This window comes from Kribbella sp. NPDC051936 (genome assembly GCF_040680955.1).
GTDB lineage: Bacteria > Actinomycetota > Actinomycetes > Propionibacteriales > Kribbellaceae > Kribbella.
In genome coordinates this window covers 1,069,019-1,086,924 of sequence record NZ_JBFAXS010000001.1, presented here as the reverse complement: position 1 = coordinate 1,086,924, position 17,906 = coordinate 1,069,019, and the positions used below count along the sequence as shown (strand labels likewise).

Here is a 17,906-nt window from a genome sequence, read left to right as displayed (position 1 = left end):
GTTGTCTGAACCGATTGCTGCCGAGTAAGTTAGCGCAGCCTAACCTAATTGAAGTGGGGGCTGCTGTGAACGCGAGGGTGTTCCGGGACACGTACGGCGTGCCGCACCTGCAGGCCGGGGATCCGCTCGCGTTGGTCTACCTGCAAGGCGTGAACGCCGCGCGGGACCGGGCCTGGCAGATCGAGCTGGAGCGGCGGCGGTACCTCGGGACGAGCGCCGCGTTCCTCGGGGCCGAGGCGGCGGCGTGGGACGTGTTCGCCCGCCAGGCGCGGCTCGCCGACACGGCGCGGCGGTGCTTCGAGTCGCTCGACGACGAAACGCGCGAGTGGGTCACGGCGTACGTCGAGGGCGTGAACCACGGGCTGCCGGGCGGGGCGGCACGCGCGCCTGAGTTCGCGGAGACCGGGCTGACGCTGCAGGAGTGGGAGCCATGGACGCCGCTGGGGATCTGGCTGGCGGTGCACATCCTGTTCGCCGGCTTCCCTTCCAAGCTGTGGCGCACTCATGTCGCGGCCCAGCTCGGGGAAGCGTCCCTGGAGCTGTTCTCGTCGGAGGGACCGCACGGGGCCGGCAGCAACGGGTGGCTGATCCCGGGGTCGCACACCGCGAGCGGTCAGGCGATCGTGGCGGGTGATCCGCATCGCTTCATCGAGAACCCCGGCGTGTACCAGCAGGTCCGGCTGACCTGCCCGGAGTACGACGTCCTCGGGCTCGCCGTTCCCGGCATCCCGGGGCTCGCACACTTCGGCCACACCGGGTCGGTCGCCTGGTCCATCACCAACGCCATGGCCGACTACCAGGACCTGTACGCCGAACAACTGCGCCGGACCGGGTCAGGGGTGGAGGCCTTGGGGCCGGACGGCTGGCGACCGGCGTCCTTCCACGCCGAGGTGGTGGAGGTCGCCGGTGCAGCGCCCGTCGAGGTCGAGGTGATCGAGACCGACCGCGGTCCGATCATCACGCACGGCCCGGGAGGCCCGGAAGGCCCGGAAGGCCCGGAAGGCCCGGAAGGCCCGGAAGGCACTGCATCGGTCTCGCTGCGCTACCCGCCCCGGGTCACCGGACGGCTCGGGTTCCAGGTGATGCGTCGGTTGCTGCGGGCAACCAGCGTGGGTGATGTGGACGCCGCTTTCGACGAGTGGGTCGAGCCGGTCAACGTCGTGCTGGCGGCCGACACCGCGGGTGGGCTGCTGCATCGCACCGCCGGTGTGGTGCCGCGGCGCGAGCCGGCGAACATGTTGCGGGTCGTGCCGGCCTGGGATGCGACGTACGGCTGGGACGGCTGGCACGAGATGGCGCGGGCGGCGGTGGACGGGCCGGCGGTGATGGCGAACGCCCGCGGGCTCGCGACGCCGTTCGGGGTCGAGTTCGCCGCGCCGCACCGCGCCGACCGGATCCGCGACCTCGTGGAGGCCCGCGACGACTGGACGGTCGACGGCATGCCGGGCATCCACCAGGACACATACCTGGGCTCGGCCGGCTCCCTGCTCGACCTGCTGACCGGTCTCGGCGACCTGTCCCCGCAAGCAGTTGCCCTCCGCACCGAACTGTTCGCGTGGGACCGCCGGATGGACGCCACGAGCACGACGGCCTCGTCGTACGCCGCGGTCCGCAAGGCGCTCGTCTCCCGTCTCACCGACCACTTCACAATGCTCGAGAACGCCGACGTCGCCGCGGTCTTCACGCCGTGGATGGACCCGCTCACCCACGTCTCGTACGCGCTCGAGAATCTCCTCACCACCGACCTGCTGCCGAACGTCGACGTGCGCTGGCTGGCCCGCGAGGCACTGGAAGAGGTCGCCGCCAACAGCCCGCGCCCGCCGTGGGCCGAGACGCATCAGCTCGCACCGCTGCACGCGTTGCGCGGTCCGGTGTTCGCGGCGAACGAGATGCCTCTGGACCTGGGCCTGTCCGGCGACCACCATTGCGTGATGTCGACGTCGAGCCTGCCCGGGCTGACGGACGTCTGCATCCGCGCCTCCGCCGCCCGGTACGCATGGGACCTCGCCGATCGCTCCGCCAGCCGGTGGATCGTGCCGCTCGGCGCGTCCGGCGTCCTCGGCGATCCGCACCACCACGACCAGCTGGCGTCGTGGTTGCGCGGTGCGCTGGTCCCCGCGGTGGGTCCGGCGGTCCGGGAGGATCGCACGTACTCGGCGGCCGTCGACGGGTTCGGGACGGTGCGGATCGAGGAGGCGGATCCGGCGCGCGATCTGGACCTCATCCACGGGTGGGTGACGGCCGAGCGGGCGACGTACTGGGGTATGGGCGCGCTGTCGCGCGACGAGATCGAGGCGACGTACCGCTTCCTGGACTCGGTGCCGACGCATCACGTGTACGTCGTCCGGCTGGACGGCGTACCGGTCGCGTTGCTGCAGACGTACGACCCGCAGGCGGATCCTGCCGGCGCGGCGTACGCCGTCGAGCCCGGTGATCTCGGCGTCCATCTGCTGATCGCGCCCGGGGACGCCCGCGCCGGATTCACCGGTCAGCTGGTCGGCACGCTCGCCCGCTTCGTCTTCGAGCACCTGGGACACCCGCGGATCGTGGTCGAACCCGACATCCGCAACACCCGCGCGATCGAGCGGTTCCACCGCAGCGGCTTCACCCTCGGCACGGAGGCGAAGATCGTCCAGCCGGACGGCTCGACCAAGACCGCCCAGTTCGCGTTCCTCGCCAGGGAACAGGTCAGTCCTTGACGGCGAGGACGGCGGCGATCAGGCGCTGGTAGTCCGTGAGGTCGTCGGGCTCGTTGGGGTTGCGCCATTGGCAGGCGGGAACCAGGCCGGGGGCGAGCACGGTGAAGTCGTCGCCGAAGAGGGCGAGGATCTGGTCGTCGGTGCGCCAGCGGCCGCGGCCGAGCGAGCCTTGCAGGACCTGCTCGAGCTCCTGACTGCGGGGGTCGTTCTCGCTGCGGAAGTGGCTGATGAAGAGGTGGCTGCCGGAGGCGATCCGGTCCTTCCAGAAGCGGACGATGCCGGCCGGGTCCTCGTCGTCGTTCACGTGGTGCAGGGTGGCGCTGAAGATCACGCCGACCGGCTCGGAGAAGTCGATCAGGCGCACCGTGTCCGGGTGCTCGAGGATCGCCTTCGGCTCCCGCAGGTCGGCTTGGATGACCGTGGTGTTGTCGTTCTCGGCGAGCAGCGCGCGGCCGTGCGCGAGCACGATCGGGTCGTTGTCGACGTACACCACCTTCGCGTCCGGCTCGTACCGCTGGGCGACCTGGTGCACGTTGTCGGCGGTCGGCAGCCCGCTGCCGAGGTCGATGAACTGGCGGACCGGCGTCGTGGTGACGATCTCGCGGACCGCGCGGATCAGCGCGCCGCGGTTGTCGTACGCGATCACCCGGGAGCCGGGAAGTTCGTTGATGAACCGGTCGCCGAACGCGCGGTCCACCGCGAAGTTGTCCTTGCCGCCGAGCAGGTAGTCGTACGTCCGGGCGATACTCGGTTTGGTCGTGTCGAAGCCCGGGAACGGCGCGCTCCGCGTCACCTGGTCGTCTGCGTCGGCCATCACCCGGATCCTTCCTGTCGGAACACCCGTCACTCTATGCGACCCGGGAGCCACGCCGCTCGCCGCCCGGCGCGCGCAGCCGTCACCGCGGCTGGACCGGGCATGCCACAGCGGCCGTCGGACGACAGCCGCTGTGGTCAGGTCGGTGGCCTGGTCTGGCGGGCCCTGCCACCGGTGCGCGTCAGTTGAGCGTGTGCTTCGGTACGTCGCGAACGGCCGCACGACGCTCGTGGACGGTGGATTCGCGCACCGCATGGTCCGGGGTGCGTGGTGCCGGGCAGACCGGGCCGCGACGGATCGGGCCGCCACCCAGCTTCCGGCTCTTCCACTGCTTTTCTTCGTAGTCGTAGTAGGTGTCGACGCCTCCGACTGTCATCCGGTCCTCCCTCAAAACCCCCCGTCCCCTGCTGGCCCATCAACAGTCCGCCACGACCACCCCGGCAGACAAGCGATTCCGGAAATCACCACGGATCAACACACTCGAACGCCGCGTTCTGTTGGAATGGCCTACAAACGTGACCCTTTGGAAAGTCTCAGACGGCCAGGATCGCGACGCCGTGACCAGGCAACCAAACCCCGCCGGTGGTCAGGTCCGCGCCGGCGAAGGACATCACGAGGTACTTCGGGAGCTCCGCGAGCGGCACGACCGCGTCCGCACCACCGAGGTTCGCCACCACGCGCAGGCTGCCGCGGGACACCACCAGCCAGGCGCCGGCGGGATCGAACGCGACCTCCACGGACGCCAGCCGGTCGTCGCGGAGCTCGGGCATCCGGGCCCGGAAGGTGAGCAGGTGCCGGTACCAGGCGAGCAGCTCGCGGTGCGGCGCCTCGTCCGGCTCGGACCAGTCGAGCACCGAGCTGCGCCAGGTCTGCGGATCCTGCGGGTCCGGGATCTCGTCCGCGTCCCAGCCGAACTCGGCGAACTCGCGGCGCCGGCCGGTCCGGACCGCATCCGCCAGGCCGGGTTCGGTGTCGTCGGAGAAGTCCGTGAAGAACCGCCACGGCGTCGAGGCGCCCCACTCCTCACCCATGAACAGCATCGGCGTGTACGGCGAGGTCAGCACCAGCGCGGCGCCGATCGCGAGCTGCCCCGGGGTCAGGTTCGGCCGGTCGCCGAGCGCCCGGTTGCCGATCTGGTCGTGGTTCGACGTGTAGGCGAGGAACTCGCCGCCGCGGTGGCTGCGGGGATCGACCGGACGTCCCCAGTCCTTGCCGCGGAACGTCGAATAGCTCCCGTCGTGCAGGAACACCCGCGTCAGCGTCTTCGCGAACACCGCCGGGTCCCCGAAGTCCACGTAGTACCCGAACCGTTCACCGGTCAGCAGGGAGTGCAGTGCGTGGTGGAAGTCGTCGCTCCACTGGGCGGTCATCCCCATGCCGCCCGTGGACACCGGTTCGACCGTGCGCGGATCGTTCAGGTCCGACTCGGCCACCAGCCCCAGCGGCCGCCCGAGATCCTTGGCCAGCTCGGCGGTCTCCGTCGACAGCTGCTGGAGCAGGTGCGTCGGGCTGTCGTCGACCAGCGCGTGGACGGCGTCCAGCCGCAGTACGTCGATGTGGAAGTCGCGGAACCAGCGCAGTGCGTTGTCGCAGATCCACCGTCGTACCTCTGCGCTACCGGCGTCGTCCAGGTTGACCGCGGGGCCCCACGGCGTGGAGTGCCTGGTAGTGAAGTATGGACCGAAGCTGGACAGATAGTTCCCGCTCGGACCGAGGTGGTTGTAGACGACGTCGAGGCACACGGCCAGCCCGGCGTCGTGGCAGCGGTCCACGAACCGCTGCAGGGCTTCCGGGCCGCCGTACGGCGCGTGCACCGCGTAGAGGTCCACACCGTCGTACCCCCAGCCGTGTACGCCGGGGAACGCGGCGACCGGCAGCAGCGAGACCACCTCGACCCCGAGCACGGCCAGGTAGTCCAGGTGCTCGGCGGCTGCGTCCAGCGTGCCTTCGAGCGTGAACGTGCCCAGGTGCAGCTCGTAGAAGACAGCGCCTCGTACGTCGCGACCCGTCCAGCTGTCGTCGCTCCATTCGAAGCGGTCCGCCTCGAAGACGCGGCTGAACCCGTGGACGCCGTCCGGCTGCCACGGGCTGCGCGGGTCGGGGAGCGGGTCGCTGCCGTCGACGGAGTACGCATAGTCGGTGCCGTGGTGCGCCTCGGCCACCTGCCGCTCCCACCAGCCGCCCTCGGCGAAGCGCATCGGCAGCACACCGTCCCGCAGTACCAGGTCCACATTGGTTGCCTCTGGCACCCAGACGCGGAACGTGTGCATGGCTGTCAGCTCCTGACCAGGAGGGCGACCGGGAGGTCCGCGAGCAGATCGCCGATCCGGGCGGCCCCGGTGCCCACTTCACGTCCGGTCAACACGTTCTTCCACCGCCCACTCGGCAGCACGACGGTGCTGTCGCCCCAGCCGCCCAGCCGCTGCAGCGCGGCCGGCAGTCTGGTCGCCACGGTGATGACGGCGTCGCCACGGGCGAACGCGACCGCGTGCCCGTTGGAGGTCGGGAGCGGTGTATAGCTGCCCGCGAAGGCCTCGGGGTACTGCCGGCGGATGCGGAGCGCCCGCGACGTGACAAGCAGCTTCTCGTCGGACAGGTCTTCCGGCTTGCCGCCGTCGTCCAGCCGCTGCAGCCGCTCGATGCGCTCCGTGTAGTCCACCGGGCGCCGGTTGTCGGGGTCCACAAGGGACAGATCGACCAGCTCGGTGCCCTGATACACGTCGGGTACGCCGGGCATGGTCAGCTGCACCAGCTTCTGGCCGAGCGTGGCAGCTCGTACGTAGCCGGTCTGCTCGTCAGCGAAGCGGCGTACTGCGTCGAGCACGGTCTCGTCGTCCAGGACCGCCGTCGCGAAGGCAGCGACGGCCTGTTCGTACTCGTCGTCCGGCGAGGTCCACGAAGTGTGCCGCTTGGCCTCACGGATCGCCTTCAGCAGATAGCCCTGCATGCGGTCCTCAGCGAGCGGTCCGTCGGCCCAGGTGCCGTACAGCGTCTGCCAGAACAGGTACTCCGTGCTGCCGTCCAGCAGTGGACTGCGGTGCTCTTCCGAAAGCCTGCGCCACTCGCGGACCGCCTCCGACCAGACGGCGGGCTGCTCGGACAGTACGCCGAGGCGCGCGCGGACGTCCTCGGACCGCTTGGTGTCGTGGGTGGACAGCGTGGTCATCGTCTTCGGCCAGTCCCGGTTCAACTGGGACGCGTACGCGTGGAACTCCTCCGGCGTCACACCGAAGTGGCCCGGGTCGCCACCGACCTCGTTGAGCGACGTGAGCCGCAGCCACCGGTAGAACGCGGTGTCCTCGACCCCCTTGGCCATCACCGGCCCGCACGTCTGCTGGAAGCGCACGATCAGCTCGGCCCGCGCCTGCTCGTCGACCGTGCTCGTCTCTCGTCCCAGCAACAGATGCAGCACCACGTCCAGGGTCGCCTGGCGGTCCTCGTCCAAGTTCGCCCGCGCTCTCTCCGCCGCCCGCTCGACCGCAGCCACGGCCTCGGGCTCCGGCTCTTCTCCCGGTACGACGTACGCGCGGTAGACGTCGAACTGGACCAGCAGCTCCACGACGACCTCGTGGAACGCCCGCCTGGTGTGGTCACGCAGCCGCACGTCGTCCTGGCAGATCCGCGCGAGCAGCTCGACCAGGCGGTGCACTTCGGCGTACTGGCCGTGCTGGACGATCTCGCGCTTCGCCTCCTCGACCACGGGTCCGAAGTCGGCCGGTGCGCCGGTGAGCTCCGAGTGCAGGGCTGCGAGCGGTGCAGCACCAGCGGGGTCGACGAACAGGCCGCCGACGCGCAGCAGAGCGTCGTACCCGGTCGTGCCGGCGCACGGCCAGTCGCGGGGCAGCTGCTCGTCGCCTTCCAGGATCTTCTCCACCACGACCCAAGCACCGCCGGTGCGCTCCGCCAGTCGACGCAGGTAGCCGCGCGGGTCCGCCAGACCGTCAGGGTGGTCGATCCGGAAGCCGTTGAGCTTTCCTTCGTGCAGCAGCGCGAGCAGGAGCTCGTGGGTGGCGTCGAAGACCTCCTTGGTCTCCTGCCGTACAGCAGCGAGCGTGTCGACGTCGAAGAACCGCCGGTAGTTCAGCTCCTCGTCGGCGACCCGCCAGTGCGCGAGCCGGTACCACTGCGCGGTGACGAGCTCCGCCAGCGGCAGCTCTTCGGTCCCGGGCCGCAGCGGGTACTCGTGCTCGTAGTACCGCAGTACGTCGCCCTCCACGGACAGCTCGCCGTCCGCGAGCACCTTGCCGATCCGCTGGCCCAGCACCGCCATCAGCAGCGGCTGGTTGCCGGCGCCCCAGTCCACGTCGAACCAGTCCGCGTACGGCGAGCCGGGCCCCAGCCGCAGCACCGACCAGAGCGCCGCGTTGAGGCTCTCCGGCGTCGGTACGGCGACGTGGTTCGGTACGACGTCCGCGACGGCGCCCAGGCGGTGCTCGGCCAGCCGCGCCGACAACCGGTCGAACGCCGGCCGGCCGCCCATCGGCTCGGACAGCCGGCTGTGGTCCACCACGTCGTACCCGTGGGTGGAACCGGGCGCGGCCTGCAGGATCGGGGACAAGTACGCGTGGGAGATCCCGAGACCTGCCAGGTACGGCACCACCGCGGCGGCGTCGTCGAAGCCGAACTCGGCGCGGAGCTGGAACCTGTAGGTGGCCTGCGGGACTCCCCTCATCCGGGCTGCCTCGAACGGGTCAGGACCAGGGTGCTGCGGGCCTCGAGCTGGACCGTGCTGCTCGCGGCGTGCGGGTCCTCGTCCCCGGCGCCGGTCGGGTGCGTCGTGTCGACGGCGACCGTCCAGTGCTCGCCGTACTCCTCCGGCGGCAGCAGGAAGTCGACCGGCTCGAAGTTCCCGTTCAACAGCACCAGGAACGAGTCGTCGACCACCGGCTCGCCGCGCGGGTCCGGCTCGGAGATCGCGTCGCCGTTCAGGAACACCGCGATCGCCCGGGCGTCGTCGCGCTGCCAGTCGCCGTTCTGCATCTCGGTGCCGTTCGGCGTGAACCAGACCAGGTCGCCGAGCCCGTCGATCCCGGTGTCGCCGTGGAAGAACCGGCGCCGGCGCAGCACCGGGTGGTTGTTGCGCAACGTGAGCAGCGACCGGGTGAACTCGAGCAGGTGCTTCTGCGGCTCGTCCAGCTCCCAGTCGATCCAGGCGATCTCGTTGTCCTGGCAGTAGACGTTGTTGTTGCCGCGCTGCGTCCGGCCGAGCTCGTCGCCGTGGGCGATCATCGGCACGCCCTGCGAGATCAGCAGCGTGGTGAGGAAGTTGCGCTCCTGCTTGGCCCGCAGCCGCAGCACCTCGGGGTCGTCGGTCGGGCCCTCGGCGCCGCAGTTCCAGGAGCGGTTGAAGCTCTCGCCGTCCTTGCCGCCCTCGCCGTTCGCCTCGTTGTGCTTCTCGTTGTACGAGACCAGGTCGCGCAGCGTGAAGCCGTCGTGGGCGGTGATGAAGTTGATGCTCGCCAGCGGCCGCCGGCTGTCGTCCTGGTACAGGTCGGAGGAACCGGTCAGCCGGGAGGCGAACTCGGCCAGCGCGTACTTCTCGCCCCGCCAGTAGTCCCGGACCTGGTCGCGGTACTTGCCGTTCCACTCCGTCCACAGCGGCGGGAAGTTGCCCACCTGGTACCCGCCGTCGCCGACGTCCCACGGCTCGGCGATCAGCTTCACCTGGCTCACCACCGGGTCCTGCTGGACCAGGTCGAAGAACGCCGACAGCCGGTCGACCTCGTGGAACTGCCGGGCCAGGGTGGCCGCCAGGTCGAAGCGGAAGCCGTCGACGTGCATCTCGGTGACCCAGTAGCGCAGCGAGTCCATGATCAGCTGCAGCACGTGCGGGTGCCGCATCAGCAGGCTGTTGCCGGTGCCGGTGGTGTCGTAGTAGTGCCGCTTGTCGTCGTCCACGAGCCGGTAGTACGCCGCGTTGTCGATGCCCTTGAACGACAGCGTCGGGCCGAACTCGTTCCCCTCGGCGGTGTGGTTGTAGACGACGTCGAGGATCACCTCGATGTCGGCCTCGTGCAGCGCCTTCACCATCGCCTTGAACTCGGTCACCTGCTGGCCGCGGGTGCCGGTCGACGAGTAGGCGTTGTGCGGCGCGAAGAAGCCGATCGTGTTGTAGCCCCAGTAGTTCGACAGGCCGAGCTCCTGCAGGTGGCCGTCCTGGGCGAACTGGTGCACCGGCATCAGCTCGATCGCGGACACCCCGAGCTCCTTGAGGTGCTCGACGATCGCCGGGTGCCCGATGCCGGCGTAGGTGCCGCGGATGTTCTCCGGCAGGCCCGGATGGGTCTTGGTGAGGCCCTTGACGTGTGCCTCGTAGATCACGGTCTCGTGGTAGGCGTGGCCCGGCGGGCGGTCGTTGCCCCAGTCGAAGAACGGGTTGGTCACCACCGACAGCATCGTGTGCTCGCGGTTGTCCATCGTGTTCAGCTCGTCGGGCTCGGCGAACCGGTAGCTGAACAGCGACTCGTCGCCGTCGATCTGCCCGTCGATCGCCTTCGCGTACGGGTCCAGCAGCAGCTTCGACGGGTTGCACCGGTGCCCCTCGGCGGGGTTGTACGGCCCGTGCACCCGGAAGCCGTAGCGCTGCCCCGGCTGCACTCCCGGCAGGTACGCGTGCCAGACGAATCCGTCCACCTCGGTCAGCTGCACCAGTTGCTCGGCCCCGTCGTCACCGACCAGCGAGAGGTCGACGCGATCGGCGACCTCCGAGAACACCGCGAAGTTCGTCCCGGCACCGTCGTAGGTGGCGCCGAGAGGGTAAGGACGACCAGGCCATTTCTGCACCTGACGACAGTAGCCACCTCGGCCCCCGGTCACCGCACGGCGGGGTGTTTCGGTGTCGAGAATTCACCCGGTAAGGGCTTGCACTCCGCCGCAAGACCCCCAACATCCCAAATTCCGCTCGGTTCGGCTAAGCTCTCGCGCTTGTGAGACCGCCTTCCCCTCGGCGGCCAGTCTTTCTGGACTCGACCGGGCGTCGCCGTCGCAGTATCCGAAGAGCAGGCGTGTTCCTCGCCGTACCTACCGTCGGTTACCTCCTGCTCATGGTGAGTAGTCTGCTGGGCGGACCGCGGATGGACACCCCGCTGATCCCCCTCCCCGAAGCCGCCAAGCCCGAGCACCGGCCGACCGCGCCGCCGGCCGAGATCGCGCTCGAGACGCCGCGGCCGACGACCGGGGACGGCCGCACACCGCGAGCCACAACCACCCCCGCGGCGCCGACCGGCACGCCGACCTCGGGCCCCGCCACGGTCCCGACCGGCAGTCCGTCGGTGACGTCGCCGCCCGTGACCGCCGTACCGACCACGGCTCCGACGACCGTGACGAGCACCCAGCCGGGCCGGGCCAAGTCACCGACCGCGGCGCCGACGGCGACCACGACGCACGGCAACAAGCCGACCGCGCCGCCCGGTAAGACGAGGGCGCCGGTCGCCCCGTGAGCCGACCGGGCGCGCGGCGGGCCAAGCAGGTGCCGCTCCGGACGCACTGGATCGTCCTGACGATGTTGCTGGTCTGCCTGGCCGGCATGCTGCTGCTGAACGGCTACACGCACCACATGTACGGAACGGAGGCCGACGGCGCGGTCCGGTCGAGCGGTCCCTCCGGAGCGGTGCCGAAACAGATCGTCAACGGCGGACCGGTCATCGACGCGGGCGACGGCACACCCCGGTCGGTGGCACCGAAAGCACGCACCATCGCGCTCACCTTCGACGACGGGCCGGACCCGGTCTGGACTCCGAAGATCCTGGACGTGCTCCGCAAGCAACAGGTCCACGCCACCTTCTTCGTGGTCGGTACCGAGGTCGCCGCACACCCAGACCTGGCCCGCCGGATCGTCGCCGAAGGGCACCAGATCGCGGTGCACACCTTCACCCACGCCAACCTGTCGACCGCGTCCGGGTGGCGGCGTTCACTCGAGCTCCGGCAGAGCCAACTCGTCCTCGCCGGAGCCACCGGTGTCAGTACGACGCTGCTCAGACCGCCGTACTCCTCCGAGCCGGACGCGCTGAGCAATCGCGACTGGGAGGCGCTCCAGCAGGCCCGCGAGGCCGGCTACCTGGCCGTGCTGAGCAGTCAGGACAGTGAGGACTGGCGGAAGCCCGGCACGCAGCAGGTCATCGCCAACTCGATGCCCCGCAGCACGGCCGGACAGGTGCTGCTGATGCACGACGCCGGCGGCGACCGTACGCAGACCGTCGAGGCCTTGGACAAGCTGCTGCCGCGCCTGAAGGCGCGTGGCTTCCGGTTCGCCACCGTCAGCGACTCGGTCGGCCTGCCGGACCCGACCCGCAAGGCGAGTCTGCTGGATCGCGGACGGGGTCTCGCGGTGATCGGGGCGATGCGGATCAGCGACGGCGTGCTGGCCGTGATCGGCTGGCTGTTGTACGCCGCGGGCGCGCTGAGCGTGCTGCGCGCCATCACCACCGTGATCGCCGCCCGGCGGCACGCGCGGATGCGGAACTGGACCTACGGCCCGCCGGTCACGGAGCCGGTCAGCGTCATCGTCCCGGCGTACAACGAGAGCGCCGGCATCGAGGCCGCGATCCGCTCACTGGCGGCGTCGGACCACCCGCTCGAGGTGATCGTCGTCGACGACGGTTCGACCGACGGTACGGCGGATCTCGTCGAGCGGCTGGGGATCCCCCGGGTCCGCGTGATCCGGCAGGCCAACGCCGGTAAGCCGGTCGCGCTCAACACCGGACTGCGCGCGGCACAGTTCGAGCTGATCGTGATGGTCGACGGCGACACCGTGTTCGAGCCGGACGCCGTGCGCAAGCTGATCCAGCCCTTCGGGCACCCTGCCGTCGGCGCGGTGTCCGGCAACGCCAAGGTGGGCAACCGCCGCGGGCTGCTCGGCCGCTGGCAGCACATCGAGTACGTGATCGGCTTCAACCTGGACCGCCGGTTGTTCGACCTGGCCGAGTGCATGCCGACCGTGCCAGGTGCCGTCGGCGCGTTCCGCCGTACGGCGCTGGAGCGGATCGGCGGGCTGAGCGACGTGACGCTGGCGGAGGACACCGACCTGACGATGGCGCTGTGCCGGGACGGGTGGCGGGTCGTCTACGAGGAGAGTGCGGTGGCGTGGACCGAGGCCCCGGCGTCACTGGGCGCACTGTGGCGGCAGCGGTACCGCTGGTGTTACGGCACGCTCCAGGCGATGTGGAAGCACCGCGGGGCGATGGTGCAGAGCGGCCGCGCCGGTAAGTTCGGCCGCCGCGGGCTGACGTACCTGATGCTTTTCCAGGTCCTGCTGCCGCTGCTGGCACCAGTTGTGGACGTGTTCGCGATCTACGGCCTGATCTTCCTCGACCCGGTTCGCGTCCTGTCGGTCTGGGCAGGGTTCTTGCTGCTGCAGTTGGCGATGGGCTTCTACGCGTTCCGCCTGGACGGAGAGCGAGCTGGGCCGCTGTGGACGCTGCCGCTGCAGCAGTTCGTCTACCGGCAGCTGATGTACCTGGTCGTCATCCAGTCGGTCTTCACCGCACTGGCCGGCACCAGACTCCGTTGGCAGCGCATAGAGCGCTACGGCAGTCTTGAGGCTCCAGTCGTCCGCTAACCTACAGCGATGATCGTTTCACGGAGAGTGCAGGCCGTGCTGCTGACCGCTGTCCTGCTGGTTACCACGGCCGGAGCGAAGCCGGTGATCGTCGGCGGGACGGTGGCGAGCACCGCCGAGGCGCCGTGGGCGATCGCCCTGAACAACACGCAGTCCGCGGCGTCGGGCGGCCGGTACTGCGGGGCCGCGCTGGTGGCGCCGAACAAGATCGTGACCGCGGCCCACTGCATGGACGAGGCGGTGTCGACGTACTACGCGGTCCAGGGACGGGCGGACCTCGCCGACGACTCGGTCGGGCGAGTGTCGGAGATCAGCAAGGTGTGGATCCACCCGGGCTACAACACGAAGGACAACCGGTACGACGTGGCAGTGCTGACGCTGGCGCGGCCGTTCACCGACGTACCGGTGCTACCGCTCGAGACCCGCGCGCGGGCGGATCGCGCGGGCGCCGTACCGACCGTCTACGGATGGGGCGACACGCAGGAGACCGGGCCGGACGAGACCCTGCAGAAGGCCGCCGTACCGGACCTCGGCGACAAGACCTGCCTCGCGAACAAGAGCTACGTGTCCAACGGGTACGCCGCCGCGACCAACGTCTGCGCCGGCTACCTCGCCGGCGGCATCGACGCCTGCCAGGGCGACTCCGGCGGCCCCCTCGTCCTCAACGGCCGCCTGCTCGGACTCGTCTCCTGGGGTCAGGGCTGCGCACAGCCCGGCAAGCCCGGTGTTTACGCCGAGGTCGCCGGGGTAGCGCGGGCGCTGCTCCAACAGGTTCGTTAATCAGAAACATACCTGTCGGTACGAGCGTCGATCCGTCACGATCCTGACACGCTCCGAAAACACCATGTCCTTACCTTTCTGGTCAGCTACCCCGTTGCCCAGTGAGGAGAAGGCATGGCGCAGACCAGACGTCAGTTCCTGCAGCAGGTCGGTATCACCGGTGGAGCGGGGGTGCTGTACTCCACCATGTCGGCGCTCGGCCTCACGGGCGTCGCCGAGACACCCGCGTACGCCGCCCCGTCGCGGGCCGATCTCAACGGCCGCGGCACCAAGCACGTCGTCGTCCTCGGAGCCGGGATCGCCGGGCTCACCTCGGCGTACGAGCTGCTGAAGGCCGGCTACCAGGTCACCCTGCTGGAGGCGCGCACCCGCCCGGGCGGCCGGAACTGGACCGTTCGCGGCGGCACCGTCGAGACCGATCTCGCCGGGAACACCCAGCGTGCGACGTTCTCCCCCGGCCAGTACATGAACGCCGGCCCGGGACGGCTCCCGCAGCACCACGTGACGCTCGACTACTGCCGCGAGCTCGGCGTCGCGATCGAGCCGTTCGTCAACCAGAACGCCGACGCGTACCTGTACCGCGAAGGCACCAGCAGCCTGTCCAACCAGGCGATCCGGCACCGCACCGCCAAGGCGGACGTGTACGGCTACGTCGCCGAACTGCTCGCCACCGCGGCCGACCAGGGAGCGCTCGACGCCAAGCTGACGGCGGCTGACAAGCAGGCGCTGATCGGTTTCCTCAGCAGCTTCGGTTCGATCGGCAACAAGGCCTCCGGCTTCGCCTACACCGGCGCCGACGGGCGGCGCGGCTACACGGTCGAGCCGGGCGCCGGAATGGAAGCCGGCACGACGGCCGCGCCGTACGCGCTGAGCGACGTCTTCGCCAGCGGCGTCGGCAACTACTTCTCGTTCGAGTTCGGCTGGGACCAGGCAATGATGATGTTCCAGCCGGTCGGCGGGATGGACCGGATCCCGTATGCGTTCGAGCGCGCGATCGGCAAGGACAAGATCCGGTACGGCGCCGAGGTGACCGGGCTGACCAACACCGGCTCCGGCGTCCAGGTCACCTACAAGAGCGGCACGCGGACCCGGATGCTGACCGCCGACTACGCGATCTGCACCCTGCCGCCGCATCTGGCCGCGAAGGTGCCGTCCAACCTGCCGGCGCCGATCATCGAGGCGCTCAAGTACGCCCGGCCGACGAACGCGGGCAAGATCGGCATCGAGTACGGCCGGCGCTGGTGGGAGGAGGACCACCGGATCTACGGCGGCATCACCAACAGCAGCCTCGACACCGTGAACACCTGGTACCCGTCGTACGGCTTCCACGGCGAGCGCGGCACCGTGATCGGCTACTACAACACCGGCGCCAACGCGAACCTGTACGGCGCCATGACACCGGCCGGCCGGCTGGAGCGCGCGCTCATGCAAGGCGCCAAGATGCACGGCGACGTGTACGCAAAGGACGTCAAGGCGTCATTCTCGGTCAACTGGATGGGCACCAAGTACTCCGAGGCGTCCTGGGTCAGCTGGCCGTCGCAGACCGACGGGATCTACGCCCGCCTGCTCGAGGCCACCGGCAACATCTACTTCGCCGGCGACCACCTGTCGCACGCCATCGCCTGGCAGCACGGCGCGATGGTGTCCGCCCGCGCGGCCGTGACCGCCCTGCACAGCCGGGTGGCGAGCCGATGAAGACTCGCCTGATCGCCGGGGCCGTCGCCCTGGTCGTCTCGTTCAGCGCCGGCGCCGGGACAGCGGCCGGCTGGTGGGACAAGCCGAAGCCGCCGAAGCCCGGCACCGTCGTACCCGCCCTGCCCGCGGGCCAGGCCAACCCGATGATCGCGACCGGCGTCGGCATCGGCGCGAACACGCCCGTGTACAAGACCAGCGGCATCGGCCCGTCGGCGCTGAACACCGGCGCTCCGTCCGGATCCGAGGCCGCGTACGTCGACACCGCGATCTTCCCCGGCGGGACACTGCCCGCGGGCGTCACCATCACCGAGGCCCAAGGGATCAACGCACTCCGGCGGATCGGCGAGAACCTCGCCGCGGCCGGTCTGTCGTACGCCGACGTCTACACGATGCGCGTCTTCCTGCAGAACCCGGCCGGCGCCACGGTCGCCGACTTCGCCGGATGGAACCGCGCGTACCGCCAGTACTTCGCCAACACCGACCTCACCACCGGCGCCTACGTCCCGGTCCCGCTCGGTACGGCGCCGCCGGCGAAGCCGTTCGTGGTGAACAAGGCGCGTCCGTCCCGCTTCGCACTGGAGATCGAGAACCTTCCGGTGTCCGGCTGGCTCGTCGAGGTGGAGGTCGACGCCGCGTACCCCCAGCGCTGACACTGGAGGTATGAGCGAGCCAGTTCGTGTGATCAAGGCTGGTGACCTGGTCGCCGCCGACCCGACGTCCGGCATGCTCCGGATGCGAGCCTTCGAGCTCCCGATCCTGTGGGCCGGCCAGGTCATCACCCAGCCCGGTGCGATCTCCGGATGGCACCACCACGACAAGAACGAGAGCAGTCTCTACATCGTCTCCGGCGTGCTGCGGCTCGAATTCGAGGGCTCCGGCGAGTACCTCGACGCGGTCGCCGGCGACTTCGTCCACGTCCCCGCGTTCACGATCCACCGCGAGAGCAACCCCACCGGCGAGCCGTCGCTGGCGATCATCGCGCGGGCCGGCGGCGGGATCCCGACGGTCAACGTCGACCGTTAATCTGACGAGGTGGCGACGCATGAGCAGGTGACGGTCGGCGTTGTGGGGGCCGAGCAGATCGTGCACCGGATCATGGATCTGGCCCGCGAGCTGGACAACCCCGCGCTGCGGCTCGAGACCGCCGTCTACTCCGACGAGCACGACGCGCACGAGCAGGCGGCGCGGATCGCCTCGCGGGTCGACGCGTTCCTGTTCGCCGGACCGCTGCCGTACGACGTGGCGGTCGCGGGCGGCCTGCCGGTCCCGGCGACGTACGTGCCGAGCGGCGGGCCGGCGCTCTTCTCGACCCTGCTCCGCGGCGTCCTCGAGAAGGTCTTCGACCCGGCCCGGATCAGCGTCGACACCATGTCCCGCCGGGACCTCTCGCACGTGTACGAGGAGATCGGCCTGAGCGCGTCCGGCGTACGGCTGAAGGAGTACACCGGGCCGGAGTCGGCCGGGACGTTCCTCGACTTCCACCGCTCGCTGTACGAGCGCGGCCGGACCACCGGGGCGGTCACCACGGTGCCGACCGTCGACGTCGCCTTGCAGAAAGCCGGAGTACCGGTGCTGCGGATGACGCCGTCGTCGATGACGATCCGGCAGGCGCTGACCACCGCCGTGCTGATGGGCGGCGGCGCGAAGCTCGAGGAGTCCCGGATCGTCACGATGATCGTCCGCGTACCCGCCGCGTCGCTGCCGGCGCACGCCAGCGCCAGCGCGTACTGGTACCAGGAGCTTCGCCTGTCGCTGCATCGCGAGCTGCTGCGCGACGCCCGCCCGATGGACGCTGCCGTGGTGCCGCGTGACGAGCACAGTTTCCTCATCGTCACGACGATGGGTTCGCTACGGCTGGCCACCGACAACCTGTCGATGGCGCCGTTCCTGGACCGGATCTCCGAGGAGCTCGGGATTCGGCTGGAGGTCGGCATCGGGCTCGGCACGTCGACCCGCGAGGCGGAGGTGAACGCGCAGTCCGCCGTCGACAAGGCGGCCGGCGGCGACACCGCGTTCGTGGTCGGACCGCACGGCTTCGTGCTCCAGATCCCCGGCGAGCGGACCCGGACCGCCGAGCGCTCTGTCCCTGCGGACTCCCGGGCGCTGCAGATCCTGGCCACGCTCGCCGAGCAGCTGGAGAACGCGAACGACACCGAGCGGGTGGTCGACGCCGAAAAGGTCGCGGAGCTGCTCGGTGTGACGCTGCGGACCGCGCGCCGGACCTTGAGCACGCTGGTCGACGAGGGACTCGCCTGGCCGATGCCGCCGCCCCGCTCGAGCAAGCTCGGCCGGCCGCCGCGCCCGTACCAGCTGCTGGTCGAGAAGATTCCTCGCTAGGGCCTAGTTATTACGGACGTCCATA

13 protein-coding genes are annotated in these 17,906 nt (G+C 70.0%); 8 read left to right on the top strand and 5 right to left on the bottom strand.

The annotated features are described in order from the left end of the window. Positions 1-53: 53 nt before the first annotated feature. Entirely contained in the window at positions 54-2,699 is a 2,646-nt protein-coding gene (locus AB0L64_RS05445; RefSeq protein ID WP_363707953.1) for a GNAT family N-acetyltransferase, read from the top strand. Here AB0L64_RS05445 and AB0L64_RS05440 read toward each other — a convergent pair. The 5 genes from AB0L64_RS05440 to glgX all read right to left on the bottom strand — a co-directional run bounded on the left by AB0L64_RS05440 (position 2,689) and on the right by glgX (position 10,296). Further along, positions 2,689-3,513, bottom strand: a complete 825-nt coding sequence (locus AB0L64_RS05440) for an SAM-dependent methyltransferase (RefSeq protein WP_363707951.1) — start codon at positions 3,511-3,513, stop codon at positions 2,689-2,691. The two genes, AB0L64_RS05445 and AB0L64_RS05440, sit on opposite strands and share 11 nt — an antisense overlap. A gap of 181 nt (positions 3,514-3,694) precedes the next feature. Then, on the bottom strand, positions 3,695-3,889 hold the full coding sequence (locus tag AB0L64_RS05435; RefSeq protein ID WP_355699845.1) for a hypothetical protein: 195 nt from the start codon (positions 3,887-3,889) through the stop codon (positions 3,695-3,697). Between the two features lie 157 nt (positions 3,890-4,046). Beyond that, positions 4,047-5,783 (bottom strand): malto-oligosyltrehalose trehalohydrolase, encoded by a 1,737-nt coding sequence (gene treZ / locus AB0L64_RS05430; protein WP_363707948.1) that lies wholly within the window; start codon positions 5,781-5,783, stop codon positions 4,047-4,049. Between the two features lie 5 nt (positions 5,784-5,788). Beyond that, the gene (gene treY, locus AB0L64_RS05425) at positions 5,789-8,185 is read right to left on the bottom strand and encodes a malto-oligosyltrehalose synthase (protein WP_363707946.1); all 2,397 of its coding nucleotides are present in this window, start codon (positions 8,183-8,185) and stop codon (positions 5,789-5,791) included. Beyond that, positions 8,182-10,296: a glycogen debranching protein GlgX gene (gene glgX / locus AB0L64_RS05420; protein ID WP_363707944.1), complete on the bottom strand. Its 2,115-nt coding sequence runs from the start codon at positions 10,294-10,296 to the stop codon at positions 8,182-8,184. Before glgX ends, treY begins: the two co-directional genes overlap by 4 nt. Positions 10,297-10,556: 260 nt before the next feature. On the opposite strand from glgX, the gene AB0L64_RS05415 reads away from it, so the two are divergent. The 7 genes from AB0L64_RS05415 (at position 10,557) to AB0L64_RS05385 (ending at position 17,881) form a co-directional block, all read left to right on the top strand. Beyond that, positions 10,557-10,952 (top strand): hypothetical protein, encoded by a 396-nt coding sequence (locus AB0L64_RS05415; protein WP_363707942.1) that lies wholly within the window; start codon positions 10,557-10,559, stop codon positions 10,950-10,952. Then, on the top strand, positions 10,949-13,069 hold the full coding sequence (locus AB0L64_RS05410; protein ID WP_363707940.1) for a bifunctional polysaccharide deacetylase/glycosyltransferase family 2 protein: 2,121 nt from the start codon (positions 10,949-10,951) through the stop codon (positions 13,067-13,069). The genes AB0L64_RS05415 and AB0L64_RS05410 overlap by 4 nt, the downstream gene beginning before the upstream one ends. Before the next feature lie 9 nt (positions 13,070-13,078). Then, positions 13,079-13,849 carry a serine protease gene (locus AB0L64_RS05405; RefSeq protein WP_363707938.1) on the top strand — a complete coding sequence of 257 codons (771 nt, stop codon included), beginning with the start codon at positions 13,079-13,081 and terminating at the stop codon, positions 13,847-13,849. 114 nt (positions 13,850-13,963) lie between these two features. Beyond that, a complete protein-coding gene (locus tag AB0L64_RS05400; RefSeq protein ID WP_363707936.1) occupies positions 13,964-15,544 on the top strand; it encodes an FAD-dependent oxidoreductase in 1,581 nt (526 codons plus the stop codon). Continuing rightward, positions 15,541-16,194, top strand: a complete 654-nt coding sequence (locus AB0L64_RS05395; RefSeq protein ID WP_363707935.1) for a Rid family hydrolase — start codon at positions 15,541-15,543, stop codon at positions 16,192-16,194. The genes AB0L64_RS05400 and AB0L64_RS05395 overlap by 4 nt, the downstream gene beginning before the upstream one ends. A gap of 10 nt (positions 16,195-16,204) precedes the next feature. Further along, complete coding sequence (locus AB0L64_RS05390; protein WP_363707933.1) at positions 16,205-16,567, top strand: cupin domain-containing protein; 363 nt, start codon at positions 16,205-16,207, stop codon at positions 16,565-16,567. A gap of 9 nt (positions 16,568-16,576) precedes the next feature. Next, positions 16,577-17,881 (top strand): hypothetical protein, encoded by a 1,305-nt coding sequence (locus AB0L64_RS05385; protein ID WP_363707931.1) that lies wholly within the window; start codon positions 16,577-16,579, stop codon positions 17,879-17,881. The last annotated feature ends 25 nt before the right edge of the window (positions 17,882-17,906 follow it).

Bases quoted from the DNA above. Each gene is read 5' to 3' on its own strand.
- treY (WP_363707946.1), bottom strand. From the start codon at position 8,185: ATGAGGGGAGTCCCGCAGGCCACCTACAGGTTCCAGCTCCGCGCCGAG.
- AB0L64_RS05405 (WP_363707938.1), top strand. From the start codon at position 13,079: ATGATCGTTTCACGGAGAGTGCAGGCCGTGCTGCTGACCGCTGTCCTG.
- AB0L64_RS05415 (WP_363707942.1), top strand. From the start codon at position 10,557: ATGGTGAGTAGTCTGCTGGGCGGACCGCGGATGGACACCCCGCTGATC.
- AB0L64_RS05440 (WP_363707951.1), bottom strand. From the start codon at position 3,513: ATGGCCGACGCAGACGACCAGGTGACGCGGAGCGCGCCGTTCCCGGGC.
- AB0L64_RS05400 (WP_363707936.1), top strand. From the start codon at position 13,964: ATGGCGCAGACCAGACGTCAGTTCCTGCAGCAGGTCGGTATCACCGGT.
- treZ (WP_363707948.1), bottom strand. From the start codon at position 5,783: ATGCACACGTTCCGCGTCTGGGTGCCAGAGGCAACCAATGTGGACCTG.
- AB0L64_RS05395 (WP_363707935.1), top strand. From the start codon at position 15,541: ATGAAGACTCGCCTGATCGCCGGGGCCGTCGCCCTGGTCGTCTCGTTC.
- AB0L64_RS05435 (WP_355699845.1), bottom strand. From the start codon at position 3,889: ATGACAGTCGGAGGCGTCGACACCTACTACGACTACGAAGAAAAGCAG.
- AB0L64_RS05390 (WP_363707933.1), top strand. From the start codon at position 16,205: ATGAGCGAGCCAGTTCGTGTGATCAAGGCTGGTGACCTGGTCGCCGCC.